Here is an 18,077-nt window from a genome sequence, read left to right as displayed (position 1 = left end):
GGCGAGGAGATGAAGTGAGCGTTCAGCAGGAAACTTGGCGAGTATTCGAAGGCCCATTGGATTCTGCACCTGAAGAGGTGCATATGGATTCGACACAGTTGAATAAGCTGGATCAGCGGGGGAACTTTCGAAGGGCAGCGTATCCTCGGAAGAAAATCAGTTGAGCTTCTGACAAGGCGCCATCTGTTCAATGTTCCTGCCTATCACTGGGGAGGTATGATTAAAGACAAGGGTCATGCCCTCGGTCTTGATCTGGCGATTGATCATCTTTCTTTTGAGTCGCCGGGGACGTTTCAACTGGAGGGTTCGGGAAGATCAGGGTTGTTCGTGGATCCGGTTGAGAAGCTTGTTGTTGTCATGTTTGTACCATCTATTTATTCATGGGTTCCGGAGTCGATTTTGGGTACAAAGCAGATTATTTGGTCTAGTTTAATGTAAGGTACAAGGTGCTGAACAGGTTGTTGTATGAGGTGTATTTGGAAATTGGGGATATGAACGGATATAACATGTAGGCGTGCAGATAAAAGCTGTGCGCCTTTTTTATGTTGGATAAATATGGGAAAATATAGGTGGATTTTTGCTCCTGGCGGCTCTTCACAGCTGATGTGATTTGCTCCTTGATGTATTGCTCGGGAATTTAATGGGTATACCTGAGGATAAATTCGGCCAAAAGTTAAACAGCAGCTCAATGAGATGTTGGGGCCCGTGGTTTTTCTTGGCTAACCTGATGTTAGACAAGTGAATAATAAAATAATTTTATTAAAACGGGAGGAATTACGATGAAAAAACTGGATGGGAAAATTGCTATTGTTACCGGTTCAGCAATGGGCATCGGAGAAGGAATCGCAAGAGTATTGGCCAAGCATGGAGCACATGTGATGCTGTTCGATCGTGATGACAAGGTGTTTGAAACGGCTAAGGCGATAGAGACGGAAGGTTTGCAAGCTGCTGGTTTTAAAGTGGATGTGACGAATTTTGATGAAGTCAAAAATACGGTAGCCGAAGTCCATTCGAAATTCGGCAAAGTTGATGTCCTCGTCAACAATGCGGGAGTGATCCGACTGGGGAACTTTCCGGAAATGTCGGGCGATACCCGGGATTTTCACATCCAAGTGAATATCAACGGTGTGTGGAACGTATCCCAAGCTGTGATTCCGTATATGATCGAGAAAAAATACGGAAAAATTGTGAATATGTCTTCCGTTACTGGATACATGGTTGCCGATCCGGGTGAAGTTGCATATGCGACAACCAAATCGGCAATTATCGGGTTTACCCGTTCGCTCGCGGCAGAGATGGCCGAGCATCAAATTAACGTGAATGCCATTTGCCCGGGTTACATATATACGCCGATGGCACAGCAGATTGGAAAAGAATCGAATCCGGACAATCCGGAATCGGTAATCGAAGGAATTGCAAATGCTGTTCCGCTGAAACGATTAGGAAAGCCGGAGGAAGTCGGCGAGCTGGCAGCATTCCTTGCTTCGGACGAGTCCAGCTATATTACCGGCACACAAGTCGTCATCGATGGCGGCAGCACCTTGCCGGAAACGACATCTGTAGGCGTATAATAATGATGAATCGCTCTAATGAGTGGTTTTAAAATGGAAACACCCGCTGAAATCAGCGGGTGTTTTTTTGGATACGTATTAATTAATGCTTCATCTTTCATTTCGTTACATACAAAACAGACATATCAGGCTTGACAGATGAATAGAAATAAAGTATCTTAATATTCGGGTTATTTACTATATAAAAGTTAGTAAATTGAAAGGGGTAAGTTTTAAGGTGAACAGCAAGTTGTAGCAAAATTGGCAGGAAGGCAGCTGGATAGATGATTCATGATGACAGTAAATCGTAATTAACTAATTTATATATGGAGGAATTTATAATGAATATGGAATTGGGATTGCTTATTCTTCGGTTAGTACTTGGTCTGTCGTTTATCGGGCACGGCGCACAAAAATTGTTCGGTTGGTTCGGAGGCTATGGTATTAAAGGAACCGGAGGCTGGCTGGAATCCATCGGTATTAAGCCCGGTGTTCCTATGGCTGTAGTCGTTGGTCTTCTAGAGTTCGTTGGCGGATTGTTGTTCGCATCCGGTTTTCTGACGATTCTTGGTGCTGCAATGATTATTCTAGCCATGCTGGGAGCGATCGTTAAAGTGCATGCCAAGAACGGATACTGGGCAACAGCCAATGGCTATGAGCTGAACCTTCTTATTATAGCTGTAGCTTTGGCCGTCGCTTTGATGGGAGCAGGAGCCTACTCGCTGGATGCTGTTATTTTTAATTAATCCAACTGAAAAAATTGATAAATGGAGCAGTGCAAAGTATGGATTATGCTTTGCACTGCTCTTTTTTTCGTATCTATAACTCAACTGTGTTTCCAAATGGGAAACGGCTCAAACGATGCCCGACACTTCTATTTTGCCGGCATTATCTCAAGTGCTGGAGGTAAGCATGGATAAGCTTTTGGGTTATGCTTTAAGCGACAAGCCCATTACGATTTATGAAGAAGAATACAAGACACCTGAATACTATTGGGGACTTGAGCCATCACAAGCGTGTTACGAAGTGCTTAAACTGATGCCGCCAACAAAACACCTGAAACTGCTGGACATTGGCTGTGGAGAGGGAAAAGATGCTGTCTTTTTTGCCCGTAATGGCTATGATGTTACTGGATTTGACGTCTCGGATGCCGGAATAGAGAAGACTAAACGGCTTGCAGACAAAGTCGGAGTACCTATTCGTGTGTTTAAAGCAGATATTTTAGATCATCGTCTGGATTCCAGCTTCGACATTATTTACTCAAGCGGTGTTCTTCACTACATCAAGCCAGAATATAGGGAAGAAATTTTCAGCAATTACAAGCAATTTACGAACCCGAACGGCATCCATGTCTTTAATGTTTTTGTGAATAAACCGTTTATAGCCCCGCCGCCTGAGTATGAACCTAATGCTTATCAATGGATCTCCGGGGAACTCCTCACGTACTATCACGATTGGTTGATCCAAGACAGCTCAGAAGTTATATTCGACTGCAATTCTTCGGGAATTCCTCACCAGCACGCAATGACAAAGTTGATCGCGCAGAAGGCTTCTTATTCATAGGCTGAATGTTTAACGACCTTAAGCGTCGTAATCGGGATTGCCGTGTCTTGCACAACCGAACCAATAGCATTCTGATAATACAGAGGTTTCGATATGTAAGGGTCGAACAGCTCCGGCGGAAATTTTGCCGATGACATTTTGAAAATAGCTATTTTCAGCAAGCAGCTCTTGAATGTGTTCTTTTCGGCCTGTCTCGGCCCAGTTTTCCTCACATCTCCAATGTAATCTTCTTTTAATGGAATTCTAATCCTTTATCATGAAGTTCTAACCTCTCTCTAAAGCCCTATTCGGTTTGGGTCTCTACAATGAGCTCTAGAAGACAAAGCTCGAGCATTTTGGGAAAACAAGAGAGGAGAACAACATATGCGTATACTAATTGTGCCATCAGGGTTTAAGGAATGTTTGCACGCGGAGAAAGCGGCAAGCTGTATTCAGGAGGGAGTACTGCGTGTTATGCCTGATGCAGAAGTGACAACGCTTCCGATGGTTGACGGAGGGGAAGGTTTTGCCGAGACGCTGGTTCGTCTTACGCGGGGACAGTCCAGAAAAGTAGAGGTAACTGGCCCGGTGGGGGCAATGGTTGAAGCGAGCTATGGATTTCTCGGTGGAAGCGGACCGCGAACCGCTGTTATGGAAATGGCGGCTGCGGCTGGACTGAGGCTTGTACCGCATTCGCTTCGGAATCCAATGAAGACGACAACTTATGGGGTCGGTGAAATGATAAAAGCCGCTCTCGACGAAGGGGCGGAACGAATTCTTCTTGGCTGCGGTGATTCCGGCACTTCAGATGGCGGATATGGCATGGCCCGTGCCCTTGGAGTGCGTTTTTACGATGAGAATGGCGAAGAAATTACAAAACAGGGCGCTCTTGGCCTGCATAAGCTGGCGCGTATTGACGTATCAGGCTTGGACCCTCGGCTTGCGAACGTACCTATTGATGTAGCGTGCAATTGGCATAATCAGCTTTGTGGTCCGAGTGGCGTAGCACGTGTATTTGGCCCTCAAAAAGGAGCCACAGCTGACCAGGTAAATGAGCTGGAGGGTGCATTGGAGCAATATGCGGCTATTATTCTGAAGGATTTGGGCATTGATGTATATCAATCTCCAGGGTGCGGAGCTTCGGGAGGCCTCGGTGCTGGCGTGAAAGCGCTTCTTGGCGGGAGACTTCATTCACGATATGACATTATTACGGAGTATGTCCAGCTGGATGCGTTACTGGATCAATGTGATCTTGTCTTTACTGCGGAAGGGAGTATTGATTACCAGACTCCTAACGGAAAAATTCCTGCTGAAGTAGCAAGAAGGGCGAAAAGGCGGGGCGTTCCCGTCGTTGCTTTTGCGGGTACGGTCGGTCGTGATGCCCATCTTAATTATGATTGTGGCATCGATGCTTTCACCAGCATTTTGCAAGCACCATCTACGCTGGAAGAAGCATTCTTCCATGCTGAGGAGTGGTTGACGGACAGTTCGGAAAATATGATGAGAACGATACTGGTAGGATACGAGCTTGGTCATTTACTGAAGGATAACCGTAAAGAAAAGGGTCATCGGTCATGATGCCGCGTGTCATGCGAACGGAGCAGCAGATAGTCGGTTCAAAAAGAAAAAGATGGATTAAAGAACATACGCTGACCATTGTTTTAACGGGAGCGGCAGCCGTTTTCATTATGCTGCTGCCCTCCCTATCTTATGAGGGGAGAGTATCCCTGTTTGCTTTAGCATTTGCAACGGTGCTCTGGACAACAACGAATATTAATGCGGCATTTTCCGCACTACTGTCTGTTGTTGTTCTCATCTTGCTCAGAGGCGCATCACAGGAACTATTATTCGATTCCCTTGCCTCGGATATCGTATGGCTTATGATCGGAACTTTTATTCTAGGTGGTGCGATGCAGATCACCGGCTTGGCTCAGCGGATGAGCGCTTCCGTGCTGAAGCGGGCCAAAACCGTTGAAGGCCTGCTCTGGCTGTTAACGGCTGTATTGCAGCCGCTTGCTTTGTTCATTCCGTCGACATCGGGCCGGGCTGCTGTAACCATTCCATTGTTTCATGGCCTGTCTGATACGCTTAAAGACAAGCGGATTGTAAAAGCCCTTGCACTGCTGATCCCGACGGTCATTCTCGTATCCACGATCTCAACGTTGATCGGAGCGGGTTCCCATCTGATCGCAGTGGATTTGTTAGGACAGATCGCAGGGGAACATATATCATTTTTGCAATGGATGGTCTGGGGTCTTCCTTTCGGTATTGCAGCCAGCTTTGGATCGGGCTTTATGGTGATGCGTCTTTTTCTAAATCGAGAATTGCTGCGCCAAAGACTAAACGAGAAATCACTCGCTTCCGTTGAAAGCCGCCGCCTTTCGATAAGCAGGGACGAGTTGTTCACACTGGTAATTATCGGTTTTATGGTTGTGGGCTGGCTGACGGAATCACTGCATGGGCTGGATATAGCTATGGTAACGATGGTTGGCGCACTGCTGTTAACGATGCCCAAGGTAGGAGCGATTTCATGGAAGGACGGCTTGAAGCATGTCTCTTGGAATCTGATCCTGTTTGTCGGTGCGGCACTGGCGCTTGGCAAAGCTTTAACCGAGTCTGGTGCATCTGAATGGATCAAGGATTCGCTGTTCAAGGTAACTGGTTCACTCGGGGATGCATCGATGTTTATCGTCTTGCTGGTAATCATCCTGCTCTCTTTAACATCCCATTTGTATATGACATCCCATACGACCCGTGCAGTTGTGCTTGTTCCGCCTTTTCTTTATTTGGCATCGGTGCTGGAGTTGAACCCTACTGCCGTTTTGTTTCTGGCAACGGTGGGGATGGACTATTGCTTGACCTTCCCGGTCAGCTCAAAGGCGCTTTTGATGTTTCAGGAGATGGATGTCGAAACGTTCCAGCCAAAGGATCTGCTTCGGCTCAGCGGGTTGCTAGGGTTATTCCATGTGCTGCTAATACTCGTCTTTTACTATACGTACTGGCAGTGGACAGGTCTTTCGCTGTAAAAAACATAGTCCACTATCCATGAAAAATGGAAGTGGACTACATTAGATTTTGATTCAAATTACCGTCTTCTAAAATAAGTTTCCTTCCGCTCTTCGGTTAACAGCTCCATATGTCCCCCCTGAATGATATACAGAGTGTCACAGAGCGACTCCAGATCCTCATAATTATGGCTTGTGAGCAGCATCGTATTTCCTTTGTTTTTCAGGCTGACAATAATTTCTTTCATATCGTTATATGTCTGATAATCCAGTGCATTAAACGGCTCATCCAATACAAGGATATCCTGACCTTCCATGATCGCTTGTGCAATGCCAAGCTTTTGCTTCATGCCAAGAGAGTAATTGGCGACTTTGGTTTTGAGTTCCGGGTCAAGTCCAACGAGTTTCATCGCATTTTTGATCTCGGCCGTACCGATTTTTCGGTTAATATCTGCAAGGAACTTCAGATTGTTGAACCCGCTGTAAATTCCGATATAGCCGGGGGAATTGATAAATACGCCTACATTTTCAGGGAAGTCTATATCTTTGCCAAGCTGCTTGCCCCTTACAAACACCTTGCCTTGGTCTGGCTCCGTGAACCCGCAGATGATTTTGAACAGGACGGATTTTCCGCTGCCGTTAGCACCGACAATACCGATGGTAGAACCTTTTTCAATCTCTATATTGATGTTGGACAAGACGTTTATATCATGAAAAGCTTTGGATACACCTTCTACTTTAATTTCCGCCACTTTGCATCACCTCTTTATCTTTTTTGTTATATTTAACGAAAACGCCTTTTGTACCCGGCAAACAGGACATACAGACTTAAGACGATAGCCAAGCCTCCAAGTATAAGCAGGATAAAACCGCTATGAAAACCCGGAATCGATGGGTCGATAGCTGTTCCGAAATTTTCATTTTGTACCAGGCTGGACATGCCGACAGGAACATATTGAGTCCATGAATAAGGGAATAGATATAAACCGTACAGAAGCAGAATACCGGCAAAGGCAGCCGTCGTTTGACAGGTCCACAGGAAAATAGTGAATAACAGCAGGAACTGAAACAGAAGTTCAAGCAGTTTGACTCCCGAAAGGTAGATAACCAGCTCATTCATGCCAATCGACAGGCCAGAAAAGTAGTTTACTTCACCTGCAGGCACTCCGCCAATACTGGCAATGAGCAAACTTCCCGCCGTTAACATTAACGTGTATACGAGCAGGAACAAACAGCCGACGCCGAAGACAGAAGCTCCCCAATGCCATTTCGACCGTAGGCGGATGGTCAGCATCATGCTGTGGTCTTTTTTCTCATCTTCCAGAAAGAGTGCGAGCAGATAAATCGGAATCGAGTTCATCAGGATCATCATTATAAAATCAATAGCGTTAAAATATCCGTGACCGTGCCCCCAAAAGGTATAGATCATATAGTCCGTCAACGTACTTTCCGGATTGCTTCTTATTTGAAACAGATTCCATAGAGCCAAAATGGCAATGAAACCGGCAAGGATCATGTTGTTTTTGGTCGTGAACAGACGGGATAAATAATAGGATGCAATTCCTTTAGGTTTAAAACGGCTTAACTTCCAGCTCGGTGTTTTACTCCAATATTTGCTTATGAAGAATACGATGCTGCCTGCAATGATGGCTAAAGAAATGTAGGTGACCCACAGGGCATACGGGTACGTGAGATTGTACATGAAAATAATATAGTTGTTGATAAAAAAGAACGGAATCCGGGTCAGTCCTGGGATTTTCGATTTCATACCAAGTACCATCAGAAAATAGAGTCCCATCGTGATGAAGGCAACATTCTTCTTTATGAAAAAGTGATGGAGCATCATAAAAAAGATACTGAGTACACTGAGCCCTAGAATCATATGCAGTACAGACACAGCCGCTGCCTGCCACGGGTACTGGAAAACTCCACTGAATAGAAGAAGCACTTCTATTCGAAGGTCCTGTGAATCCGGCGGCGGAAAAGTTGACCCTGGCGGCAAGCCAATACCAACAAGCATATACACAGCGAGCTGCAGAAGGACGAACATGGACATATTTACTGCCATAGCCGAAGCTTTAACCGCAAAATAGCGGGGATATTTTCTTATACGAATCAGTACATAATCCATATCATCTTCCAAATGAGTGTACAGAATGTACAGAAACATAGGAACCATGAAAAAGGTCAGATAAAAATGTTCAGACAGCATAAGCAATATAAAGTTGTCATAAGAACTTATAAACTCCCGGCGCTCTGACAAGGTGAACAGGGTGCATCCCAAGATTAAAAACAGCAGTCTTACAGAGAGAAAACGACGTATGTCCCGAATGAAAACAGCTTTCATATCGTCTCTCTCCTAAGTCGGATAAACCGGAACTTTTTTGATTTTTCTAAAATAGATAGCGATAACCGCCGTGAAAATCAAGGCTAACGCAGGTCCGATCAGCAGAGGCCAGTAACCGAATTTGTCTGTGTTGAAAAATTCGGGTGCAAAGCTGACAGATAGCCGATAAATTTCTAATTTCAGATTCGCGAGAATGAAAGTCTCTAACATATAATAAATAAAAGGTCCGGTTAGAATAACAAAAATGTTAGAGACGAATAAGGATAACACGAAGCCGAATGTTGCCATGATGGCTGATAAAATGCCTTGCCAGATACTTATGAGCAGACCATAAGCTAAAGGATGATGAACAAACAGCGAACCCAGAAAATGCTGAAGCTCCAGTCTCGGCATTACTTCGCCGGTTACTGGGTCCATAAGCGAATAAGATGGAGTAATATCAGGTTTAATGTAAAGAGCCGTGATGACGCCCATGAACATGGCAATGAACATGATGAAAAATGAACTTCCCGCAACAACGATCCATTTGGACCATAAATACCGACTTTTGTTAACCCTCGGCAAGGTATACATGAGAAAATGGTCTTTTCTCTCAAAGTACATAAGCCAACATACAGGCAGGACAGAGATGAGGGGAAAGAGAAAGACAATAAACGGTATCGCTACCTCCCAAGCCTCAAGATCATGCTCTAGAGCGTAGCTTTTATATATCGTCCCGGTCAAAATGGAAACCGTCACAGTTAGAAGGATTAACGTGATCAGGACGGACCACCTAAGCTTTCTCCATTCCAGCAGCAATAAGTTTTTCATGTCTTAACCTCCTTACGTGTTTACACTATAGCCTGACCATCAGCCAGGTACAATAGATCGGGAACGAACAAGGGTTTTACAGGAATGAACGTTTTTTCGTTCCCGTAAAACCCTTGTTTATACTGCGTTATTTATGGAATTTGTACGCCGATGCAGATGTAAGGAATACCTTGATATTCTGTATTGCGGGTAATGATTTTTCCTTTTTGCTGAAATACAATCTGCTGCACATTATATAAGCCGTAGCCGCGTGAGCTGCGGCCCCCTTGCAACCGTTGCTTTGTCGAATACCCTTTGTGGAACATTTGCTTAAATTCGGTGCTGGATTTTGGCGGATGGGGATTCATGACCGTCATCTCCGTTAATGGGTTGTTATCGGCCCTCTGTACTGTAACAATGATCTCATCACCGGGATAAGAGGCCTCCAGTGCATTATCAATGAGCACGCCGAAGATTTCCACAAGCTGATGCTCTTCTGTTTCCATTGGCCCGAATAAGGCATGAATGCGGGGGGTTAACGTTATTTTTTTGAGTTCAGCGATCTTCATTTTCGTATACAAAAATCCGCCGATGACTTTGTTGTCCAGCTGCAGGATTTCTCGTATTTCACTTTGCATCATTACATCCTTGGTGTAGGCAGATATTTGAGTTTGGGCCTCCGGCAGCGTCGAAGCGGTCTCCACGATACTGTGAATGGCCAGGAGCTTGTTATGAAATTCATGCTGTCTTGCGCGCACCTCGGATACGAGCTCATCGATGACCGGAAGGTATTGCTCAATAGCTGAAACTCTTTTTTCCTGACGGGATCGTTTATTGTGTTCATAGATCATCCAGATATTCATACTGATGACCAACGAGAAAACAATCAGGATCAGCAGCAAATTTTGAGTAACAAACGAAGTCTCGAAATTCGCATAAACAACCATCGAAATGACGACAATGGACGACTGGATAAGCATAATTCTGGTGAACGACCCGCTGTAATCCCCCAGAAATCCGTTACCTCGTTTCACGATAAGCACATAGTAGAGAAGCACAGCAAGAAGCAGCGTAACACTGCGATGGACGTAAGGAAACAGTGCTGCCTCGCTATCCAGCAGAAAGCTTACTGCTGCAATGCTGAACGTGCGCAGCAAGATCCAGACCAGAAAGCTGAGGAATGTGACCACAATCGTCTTCATGTTGGAGACCGGACGAATCAAGGAGCTGTTCAAGATGAGGACGCAAAGCATCAGAATAAACAGCAGTATGGGATTATTCACAGGTAACAGATCATAATTGTTGATAGCGAAAATTTCCCATAATAAAGAACTGTCTGTCGGCTGGTACCGGAATAACAAGCATAGCACATGGAAAGACAAAAACCAGATTACAACGTTTTTTTCCAAGCGGATGGGCTGTCCTGCCAAGGTATAACAGAGAACGAGCATGATGACGGAGTCGAGCAGGATTTGAAAATAAATCATTGGCCACCTCTGTTCATCAGTGCTTCTCTATATTTATTGCCGATCGGGATCAATTCCTTCACACCAGCCAGCTCGACAAACCCTTCGGATTTATCAATTTTTGAAATATACGAAGTGTTGATAATATAGCTTTTGTGGCATTGAACAAAGGAGCCGTTCGTAAGCAGCTCCGACATCTTTTTTAGGGAGAATCCCGAAATGCGGTCGGTTCTGATCTCCGTATTTACCGTTTTTATGTGCAAGTCCAAATGTTTGCCGAATGATTCTATATAGACAATATGGTCTGGATCATATTCGAAAATATGGCTTTTTTGCTCGATGCGCAGCATCCTCGGCTGGCGTTGTTCCAGAGTGAGATGCTGGCTGTACCGCAAGGTATCACGCAGGACGTTGATAACTTCTTCCTTCGTAAAAGGCTTAATGAGGAAGCTATAGCACTTGATCTCCCGGTAGGCTGTAAGCTCTTCGTTCGCAAGAGCCGTAGCAAAAATGATCGGCGTATAAGTATAATGTTCAATAGAACGTAATTGCTGGGCAAGCTGCGTGCCTTTATAATCGGTTAACTGAATGTCCAGTATAAACAGGTCAATCACTTGATTCCGAGCAAGGTCTAACGCTTCGCTGGATTTTCCTGTTGTATAGATTTGAGCGGAGGGAGCCACCTCCCGCACACAGGAGACAAGCAGCTTTTCAACATGTACTTCATCTTCAACAATGAGTATGTTCATCAAAAGCGTCCCCCTTTACAAATATTCATGATGCCAATATCCATTGTAAACAAGAGGAGCGCGGAAGCAAAGCCTCGCATCAAAGTAACTATCATGCTAATTGGCAAGAGGATGAGTCTATGGGAAAGATTAGAGTCCGCTTTCGAGATTCCTTTGTTAGAATGGGAAAAGAGTTTTATGAACTACCGTAATTTCAGGAATACCAATACCCTCAATAAGGGACAATCTGACACTTATCATTCAATCGTTAAAAGATTAACAGATATATAAAATATAAATAAACTATATTAATCTAAAGGAAATCATCAATAACAGGAGATTTTTATGGACATTAAAGATATTCTTAAATCAAAAGCAATACTTATTGAAAATATATGTATTGTTGATTCATGCGCACAACTTAGTTTTGATGTAATTAATGATGTTTTAAAAATCAATATTAATTCTCCCTCTGATGACTCACTAATTATTGAGTTTGAGAATTTTAATAATGATTACAGTAGTTGTTCCGATGGTTTTTTAGTGAGTGAATCCTTTTTTATTGTTCTTCGAAAAATCAAAACAAATAATGGTGGAGATAAATTTATAAAACCTTTATTGGATTTTCTGAATCACATACTCGCTATTATAATTCTTATCCCAGAAAAAAGTTATAATGATATTGATCAAATTATAGTTGATATCATTTGTAGTGAATATTACCCCAATGAGCCGATTGAGTATGATGAAATGAAGTATGAAGCATTTCAATCTGCACAATATATGACCTGATAAGACTATTAGTTGGATAGTAAAAGGAGCTTAATATTAGAGAGCCCTGCAAAACGAATACAGTATCTGAAAAATAGAACCCAGTACCTTGTCGGTGCTGGGTTTGTTGTAAAATGGAAGAAAAGTAATTATATAATCTTGTTCCTGAAGATCACTTGCTGCGAAAGATCCATGGATCTTAAACCGGTTGTAGCGAGAATAAGAAGAAGACTTTTGATCTTAGGGTTATTATCAAATTGTAAAATAGCTTGACGTAGCTTTCTTCATCGATCTCCCACTCCGGAATCAAGTTTCTATCGATTTGAACCGGTAGAAGTCCTCTGGCTAGATTCTTTTTACAATACTCCTCTTCGTAACACCATTTTGAAAAGCCGCGCAGTACGGTTATTTTTTTGGCCAAAGTTGTTTGATTAGGATAATGCTGCTGCAGAAGCTCCTGGTATTGTTTAATATTGAAGCGGGATAAAGCACGGAAGTCTTCAACTCCGATCGATCGAGTAATAGAAAATGTAGAAGGATTCGAATATAATCCCGCTTGGTTGTTTCTGAGCGGTTTTTTCCTCGTTGGTTTCACGTACATAAGTGAGGCGACGGCAGACGCTCTTGTGGAAGTTAATAAGTTAGAAATGCCGAGGTTTGAGCATTTGTCTATAACTGTTTGTATTGTTATGGAATATTTTCAATTCAAATACAATGTGGTAAAATAAGGGTGGAAAAACTTTGAAAATGGAAGAAGGTGCGTATAGGGTGGCAGAAGTATTGTCCATTGGGGAATTAATACAACGCTACAGACACAATAGGGACATGACTTTATCTCAACTAGCTCAATTGACAGGCATACATAAAGGTACTATTTCAAAAATCGAAAACGGTGATGTAAAAAGGCCGGAATATATGACCATCCGTCCGCTTACAGACACATTGCAGATACCCTTAGAGACTTTGGTCGAACTGCACATCAACGTTGACAAAAGGGCAGACACGCTCCTCTTCATATTGCAGGATGTGATTCAGCATTCGGGTAGTGCTGATCTGGTGAAAAAAATTGGGAGAAAATTTTTGGAGTCGCCTAGTGACGATAGTCATACCTTGGTTGAACGGCTCTATGACTTCGCGGATAGCATGGAAAATAAGGAGATTAAATTAGCCCTGTATCAAGTCATCGTTGACTATTCTCGCGATCACGGCATTATGCCTTTTCTCGCCAGGGGATTATTTCAGGTATACCTTATTGAACGGGACGACTTTTCCCGGCTCCGGGACGTTTACGAAAGTGGCAAACATATCGTTCAGTACGCCCAATTTTTAACCAAGGAAGACAGAATCACTTTGTATTACAAACTAGGCATCCATGCGTTCAATTTATTTCTATATAGACAAAGCATTAATCTCTGTTTAAATGTTCTTCAAGAAGCAGGTAGAGAGGATTTGTATTACGTAAACGCCCTCGGCATATTGTGTAATTCTTATTTCTATCTCGAAGACTACGAAAGGTCCAAATATTTTTTATCGCTTTATATGCAACATGATGACCCAGACGTAAAAGTAAATACAGTGCTTATGTCAGCATTAATAGGCGCTAAAAAAGGAAACTCAAATTTAGCTATCACAGAGCTTAGAATATTTCTGGAAACGTGCAGTCAGGATGCAGCACTTCATGCTATTAACCAGCTAATGCCCTTATATTTGCAAAAAGACCGATTAGATGAGGCCAGACAGTTGATTGACTACCCGATATTCCCTGAATCCATCAGTACGACTAATCCTAACACCATTTCACAGTTTGCAGAATATTATTATCATCGAGCTGCATACTTTGTTGCCGTGGGTGAACTCAATAAGGGAGTATCCGAATACCTGGAAGGTGCGTATCATTTCTCACGAGTAAATGATACGGTTCAGGAAAAAGAATGCATCAACCAAATCGTGTGCATCCACCTGCAACAGAACGTTACCATGTCAATGTCCACACTGGAAAAACTGAAGACGTATTATGAACGCAGCGCAGCTAAAGAAAATAAATTGGAGGGATTCATGTGAAGCATTTCATAGCAAAACTATCCAGCGGTATCATTTTCTCGGCAGTCCTTGTGGTAACTGTGAGCACGGCATTGGGAAATAGCGGCGGCATTTTTCCATGGTAAGAGAGTACCAAATGATACGATTCAGAAAAAAAGAATGCATCAACCAAATCGTGTGCATCCACCTGCAACAAAACGTTACCATGTCAATGTCCTCATTGGAAAAACTGAAGACATATTATGAACGCAGTGCAGTTAAAGAAAATAAATTGGAGGGATTGGTGTGAAGCGTTTCATAGCAAAACTATCCAGCGGTATCGTTTTCTCGGCAGTCGTTGTGGTAACTGTGAGCACGGCATTGGGAAATAGCGGCGGCATTTTTCCATGGTAAGAGAGTACCAAATGATACGGTTCAGAAAAAAAGAATGCATCAACAAATCGTGTGCACCCACCTGCAACAGAACGTTACCATGTCAATATCCACACTGGAAAAACTGAAGATCTATTATGAACGCAGTGCAGCTAAAGAAAATAAATTGGAGGGATTGGTATGAAGCGTTTCATAGCAAAACTATCCAGCGGGATCGTTTTCTCGGTAATCGTTGTGGTAACTGCGAGCGCAGCGGCAATGGGGAATAATGACGGCATTTTTCCATGGTAAGAGAGTACCAAATGATACGGTTCAGAAAAAAAGAATGCATCAACCAAATCGTGCGCAGCTACCTGTAACAAAACGTTACCATGTCAATGTCCACATTGGAAAAACTGAAGACGTATTATGAACGCAGCGCAGCTAAAAAAAATAAATTGGAGGGATTCATGTGAAGCATTTCATAGCAAAACTATCCAGCGGTATCGTTTTCTCGGCAGTCGTTGTGGTAACTGCGAGCGCGGCATTGGGAAATAATGAAGGGATTCATCCATGGTAAGAGAGTACCAAATGATACGGTTCAGAAAAAATGAATGCATCAACCAAATCGTGTGCACCCACCTGCAACAGAACGTTACCATGTCTATGTCCACATTGGAAAAACTGAAGACGTATTATGAACGCAGTGCAGCTAAAAAAATAAATTGGAGGGATTAAAGTGAAGCGTTTCGTGGCAAAATTATATATCGGTCTTCTGAGCGCTGTCATTATCGGGGAAGCTGTAACTTCTTTAATAGCATTCAGTGGGGGCGGAATTCATCCTTGGTAACATATGAGTGTTGCTAAACTGCTAAACTCGATAAAGACGTATCCAAATACCTAGAAGGAGCGTTTCATAGCAAAACTATCCAGCGGTATCGTTTTCTCGGCAGTCGTTGTGGTAACTGCAAGCGCGGCATTGGGGAATATTGGCGGGACACACCCATGGTAATCGAGCAGAATAATTCATTACAGCTGGCGACCAAGAAACAGGAATATCCGAATACCTGGAAGGAGCGTTTCATTTTTCAAGGGTGAATGATACAGAACAAGAAAAAGAATGCATCAACCAGATCGTGCGCTGCTACCTAAAGGAAAAAACCCTCATGGCCATATCCACTTTGGAAAAACTAAAATCAGTATTATGAACGCAGTGTAGCAAAAGAAAATAAATTGGAGGGATTGATATGAAGCGTTTCATAGCAAAGCTACTATGCAACGGACTTGTTTGCTCTGTATTCATCGGAGTAACTACAGTCATATCGGTACTGGGGAATAATAACGGGCATCACTCATGGTAAGAGTACCGGAATTGGCACTCTTTTTTTATTCCTTGAGTTTCCTATAATTGAATTTAATGGAATTCATTCGATTCAATGTATACTAATAGTTAAGAAAGAGCCCCATTATCCCAGTTGATGTGAGGTGACTACTATTGTATACAGAGATGAGATTCTCCAAAAAATTAACGAACTTCGACAAAAATTAATCCATACTGTAAATCAAAAAGGGAAACTTACCGATGAGGAAGTCATTCAAATTAGTCAGCAGCTAGATGTTTACATATTAGAGTTTCAAAAGCACTATAAAAACAACAAGAAAAAGACATAGCGAAAAGCAGCTAGACGTCAAACAGCCCCATCTAACTATGGGAGCTGTCTTAAGCTATGCATATAAATATGGAAATTAAGCCTCAATAGAAAGCTTCTTCTCTCACCTGAAAGTGGAAGCTCCCTATCCCTATTAAAAAATAAAAGGACTCCTTTTAGAAGTCCTTTTATCGTTTTCCCACAGAAGACTCCCACTTCAAGGAATGTGTAGGGCGTATCCCAATGAGTAAGAGGAGATGAATGTCAGTTAAGCGTAAGCCTAAAAGTTGTCCCTTTTTTACGCTATGATATAATCAGTCTTATACAAAAAAAAGGCTGATTATATCCATGAAATTAGATAGTAATAACCATTCAGTGTTCTTGATGTACTACCACCTTATATTCGTTGTTAAATACCGTAGAAAAGTCTTTGACGACGAAATATCTGACTATGCAAAAGATATGTTTATAAAATTAGGCAAGAAATACAACATATCATTAGTTCAATGGAATCATGATTTTGACCATATTCACATTCTATTCAAAGCACATCCAAACACTGAATTATCAAAATTCATTAATGCTTACAAGAGTGCAAGTTCACGAATGATTAAAAAAGACTTTCCACAAGCAAGAAAAAAATTATGGAAAGAAATGTTTTGGTCAAGAAGTTTTTGTCTACTAACTACGGGTGGTTCTCCCATCAACATAGTTAAAAAGTATATCGAAAATCAAGGACTAAAGTGAGGTGAAAAGCAATGTTGGTCAACAAAGCATACAAATTCCGTATCTACCCAAACAAAGAACAAGAAATCTTAATCGCAAAGACTATTGGCTGTTCTCGTTTCGTATTTAATCGCTTTTTAGCACGTTGGAACGATACATATAAGGAAACAGGCAAAGGATTAACTTACAATTCATGTTCTGCCGAATTAAAACAGTTAAAAAAAGAATTAGTATGGTTGAAAGAAGTCGACAGCATTGCTATCCAATCCTCACTTAAAAACCTTGCCGATTCGTATTCACGATTTTTCAAGAAACAGAATAAAGCACCACGATTCAAGTCTAAAAAGAATAAAGTACAAACCTACACAACAAAGCATACGAACGGCAATATGACGATTGTAGGAAACAAAATCAAGTTACCCAAACTTGGATTAGTCAAATTTGCAAAAAGTCGTGAGGTTGAAGGTCGTATTCTTAACGCTACAATCAGACGAAACCCAAGTGGTAAATACTTTGTATCGATTCTTGCTGAAACAGAAGTGCAACCAATAGAAAAAACAGGTTCTTCTGTCGGTATTGACGTTGGTCTAAAAGATTTTGCGATTCTTTCGACAGGGCAAATATTTGGCAACCCTAAATGGTTTCGCACATTAGAAGAAAAACGAGTAAAAGAACAACGTATTCTGTCTAGACGACAGGAATTAGCATTAAAACGAAAATGTAAACTAGATGAAGCAAAGAACTATCAAAAGCAAAAACGTAAAGTAGCGCGTATTCACGAAAAAATAGCTAATGCAAGAACAGACTATTTGCAAAAAATCACTACTGAAATCATCAAAAACCACGATGTAATCGGTATCGAAGATTTGCAAGTGTCAAATATGCTAAAAAACCACAAGTTAGCTAAAGCAATCAGTGAAGCATCATGGACGCAATTTAGAACCATACTTGAGTACAAAGCAAAATGGTATGGCAAACAAGTAGTTGCTGTATCCAAAACATTTGCTTCCAGTCAACTTTGCTCGTGCTGTGGCTACCAAAATAAAGACGTTAAGAATCTCAACCTTCGTGAGTGGGATTGCCCTTCTTGTGGCACGCATCACGATAGAGATN

The 18,077-nt window shown here is 42.3% G+C and carries 15 protein-coding genes and 2 pseudogenes; 12 read left to right on the top strand and 5 right to left on the bottom strand.

Annotated elements, in window-relative coordinates:
- The first annotated feature begins 14 nt into the window (after nt 1-14).
- The 7 genes and pseudogenes from C8268_RS22795 to C8268_RS19385 all read left to right on the top strand — a co-directional run bounded on the left by C8268_RS22795 (nt 15) and on the right by C8268_RS19385 (nt 6,118).
- Complete coding sequence (locus C8268_RS22795; RefSeq protein WP_158702785.1) at nt 15-164, top strand: hypothetical protein; 150 nt, start codon at nt 15-17, stop codon at nt 162-164.
- A 52-nt stretch (nt 165-216) separates the two neighbouring features.
- Nucleotides 217-438 (top strand): hypothetical protein, encoded by a 222-nt coding sequence (locus tag C8268_RS19415; protein ID WP_106769188.1) that lies wholly within the window; start codon nt 217-219, stop codon nt 436-438.
- A 341-nt stretch (nt 439-779) separates the two neighbouring features.
- The gene (ucpA, locus tag C8268_RS19410; RefSeq protein WP_106769187.1) at nt 780-1,571 is read left to right on the top strand and encodes an SDR family oxidoreductase UcpA; all 792 of its coding nucleotides are present in this window, start codon (nt 780-782) and stop codon (nt 1,569-1,571) included.
- Nucleotides 1,572-1,891: 320 nt separating this feature from the next.
- Nucleotides 1,892-2,296, top strand: a complete 405-nt coding sequence (locus C8268_RS19405; protein ID WP_106769186.1) for a DoxX family protein — start codon at nt 1,892-1,894, stop codon at nt 2,294-2,296.
- 88 nt (nt 2,297-2,384) lie between these two features.
- Nucleotides 2,385-3,113 (top strand): annotated as a pseudogene (locus C8268_RS19400) (methyltransferase domain-containing protein); the annotation flags it as partial.
- 363 nt (nt 3,114-3,476) lie between these two features.
- The gene (locus C8268_RS19390) at nt 3,477-4,670 is read left to right on the top strand and encodes a glycerate kinase family protein (protein ID WP_106769183.1); all 1,194 of its coding nucleotides are present in this window, start codon (nt 3,477-3,479) and stop codon (nt 4,668-4,670) included.
- On the top strand, nt 4,667-6,118 hold the full coding sequence (locus C8268_RS19385) for an SLC13 family permease (RefSeq protein ID WP_234032906.1): 1,452 nt from the start codon (nt 4,667-4,669) through the stop codon (nt 6,116-6,118). Before C8268_RS19390 ends, C8268_RS19385 begins: the two co-directional genes overlap by 4 nt.
- A gap of 59 nt (nt 6,119-6,177) precedes the next feature.
- On the opposite strand, the gene C8268_RS19380 is transcribed toward C8268_RS19385, so the two are convergent.
- From C8268_RS19380 to C8268_RS19360, 5 genes are all read right to left on the bottom strand, one after another.
- The gene (locus C8268_RS19380) at nt 6,178-6,849 is read right to left on the bottom strand and encodes an ABC transporter ATP-binding protein (protein WP_106769182.1); all 672 of its coding nucleotides are present in this window, start codon (nt 6,847-6,849) and stop codon (nt 6,178-6,180) included.
- 32 nt (nt 6,850-6,881) lie between these two features.
- Nucleotides 6,882-8,444 (bottom strand): hypothetical protein, encoded by a 1,563-nt coding sequence (locus C8268_RS19375; RefSeq protein ID WP_106769181.1) that lies wholly within the window; start codon nt 8,442-8,444, stop codon nt 6,882-6,884.
- A 12-nt stretch (nt 8,445-8,456) separates the two neighbouring features.
- Nucleotides 8,457-9,254: a hypothetical protein gene (locus C8268_RS19370; RefSeq protein ID WP_106769180.1), complete on the bottom strand. Its 798-nt coding sequence runs from the start codon at nt 9,252-9,254 to the stop codon at nt 8,457-8,459.
- 131 nt (nt 9,255-9,385) lie between these two features.
- The gene (locus C8268_RS19365; RefSeq protein WP_106769179.1) at nt 9,386-10,720 is read right to left on the bottom strand and encodes a sensor histidine kinase; all 1,335 of its coding nucleotides are present in this window, start codon (nt 10,718-10,720) and stop codon (nt 9,386-9,388) included.
- Nucleotides 10,717-11,448, bottom strand: coding sequence for a LytR/AlgR family response regulator transcription factor (locus C8268_RS19360; RefSeq protein ID WP_106769178.1), 732 nt, complete (start codon nt 11,446-11,448; stop codon nt 10,717-10,719). Before C8268_RS19360 ends, C8268_RS19365 begins: the two co-directional genes overlap by 4 nt.
- A 324-nt stretch (nt 11,449-11,772) precedes the next feature.
- Between C8268_RS19360 and C8268_RS19350 the strand changes: the two genes are divergently transcribed.
- The 5 genes and pseudogenes from C8268_RS19350 to tnpB all read left to right on the top strand — a co-directional run.
- On the top strand, nt 11,773-12,219 hold the full coding sequence (locus tag C8268_RS19350; RefSeq protein ID WP_106769176.1) for a hypothetical protein: 447 nt from the start codon (nt 11,773-11,775) through the stop codon (nt 12,217-12,219).
- Nucleotides 12,220-12,945: 726 nt separating this feature from the next.
- Entirely contained in the window at nt 12,946-14,259 is a 1,314-nt protein-coding gene (locus C8268_RS19340; protein ID WP_234032997.1) for a helix-turn-helix domain-containing protein, read from the top strand.
- Between the two features lie 1,815 nt (nt 14,260-16,074).
- Nucleotides 16,075-16,260 carry an aspartyl-phosphate phosphatase Spo0E family protein gene (locus tag C8268_RS19325; protein WP_106769174.1) on the top strand — a complete coding sequence of 62 codons (186 nt, stop codon included), beginning with the start codon at nt 16,075-16,077 and terminating at the stop codon, nt 16,258-16,260.
- A 326-nt stretch (nt 16,261-16,586) separates the two neighbouring features.
- Nucleotides 16,587-16,985: an IS200/IS605 family transposase gene (gene tnpA / locus C8268_RS19320; RefSeq protein ID WP_106769173.1), complete on the top strand. Its 399-nt coding sequence runs from the start codon at nt 16,587-16,589 to the stop codon at nt 16,983-16,985.
- Nucleotides 16,986-16,996: 11 nt separating this feature from the next.
- Nucleotides 16,997-18,076: pseudogene (gene tnpB / locus C8268_RS19315) on the top strand (IS200/IS605 family element RNA-guided endonuclease TnpB); the annotation flags it as partial.
- Nucleotide 18,077 lies beyond the last annotated feature (1 nt).

This window comes from Paenibacillus faecalis, assembly GCF_900289175.1.
Lineage (GTDB): Bacteria > Bacillota > Bacilli > Paenibacillales > Paenibacillaceae > Paenibacillus_AQ > Paenibacillus_AQ faecalis.
Note: the sequence above shows the minus strand (reverse complement) of the source record. Positions and strands in the feature narration are given on the sequence as shown.

Excerpts from the sequence above, each read along its gene's own strand:
- C8268_RS19415 (WP_106769188.1), top strand. The coding sequence starts at position 217 with ATGATTAAAGACAAGGGTCATGCCCTCGGTCTTGATCTGGCGATTGAT.
- ucpA (WP_106769187.1), top strand. The coding sequence starts at position 780 with ATGAAAAAACTGGATGGGAAAATTGCTATTGTTACCGGTTCAGCAATG.
- C8268_RS19405 (WP_106769186.1), top strand. The coding sequence starts at position 1,892 with ATGAATATGGAATTGGGATTGCTTATTCTTCGGTTAGTACTTGGTCTG.
- C8268_RS19390 (WP_106769183.1), top strand. The coding sequence starts at position 3,477 with ATGCGTATACTAATTGTGCCATCAGGGTTTAAGGAATGTTTGCACGCG.
- C8268_RS19385 (WP_234032906.1), top strand. The coding sequence starts at position 4,667 with ATGATGCCGCGTGTCATGCGAACGGAGCAGCAGATAGTCGGTTCAAAA.
- C8268_RS19375 (WP_106769181.1), bottom strand. The coding sequence starts at position 8,444 with ATGAAAGCTGTTTTCATTCGGGACATACGTCGTTTTCTCTCTGTAAGA.
- C8268_RS19370 (WP_106769180.1), bottom strand. The coding sequence starts at position 9,254 with ATGAAAAACTTATTGCTGCTGGAATGGAGAAAGCTTAGGTGGTCCGTC.
- C8268_RS19365 (WP_106769179.1), bottom strand. The coding sequence starts at position 10,720 with ATGATTTATTTTCAAATCCTGCTCGACTCCGTCATCATGCTCGTTCTC.
- C8268_RS19360 (WP_106769178.1), bottom strand. The coding sequence starts at position 11,448 with ATGAACATACTCATTGTTGAAGATGAAGTACATGTTGAAAAGCTGCTT.
- C8268_RS19350 (WP_106769176.1), top strand. The coding sequence starts at position 11,773 with ATGGACATTAAAGATATTCTTAAATCAAAAGCAATACTTATTGAAAAT.
- C8268_RS19340 (WP_234032997.1), top strand. The coding sequence starts at position 12,946 with ATGGAAGAAGGTGCGTATAGGGTGGCAGAAGTATTGTCCATTGGGGAA.
- tnpA (WP_106769173.1), top strand. The coding sequence starts at position 16,587 with ATGAAATTAGATAGTAATAACCATTCAGTGTTCTTGATGTACTACCAC.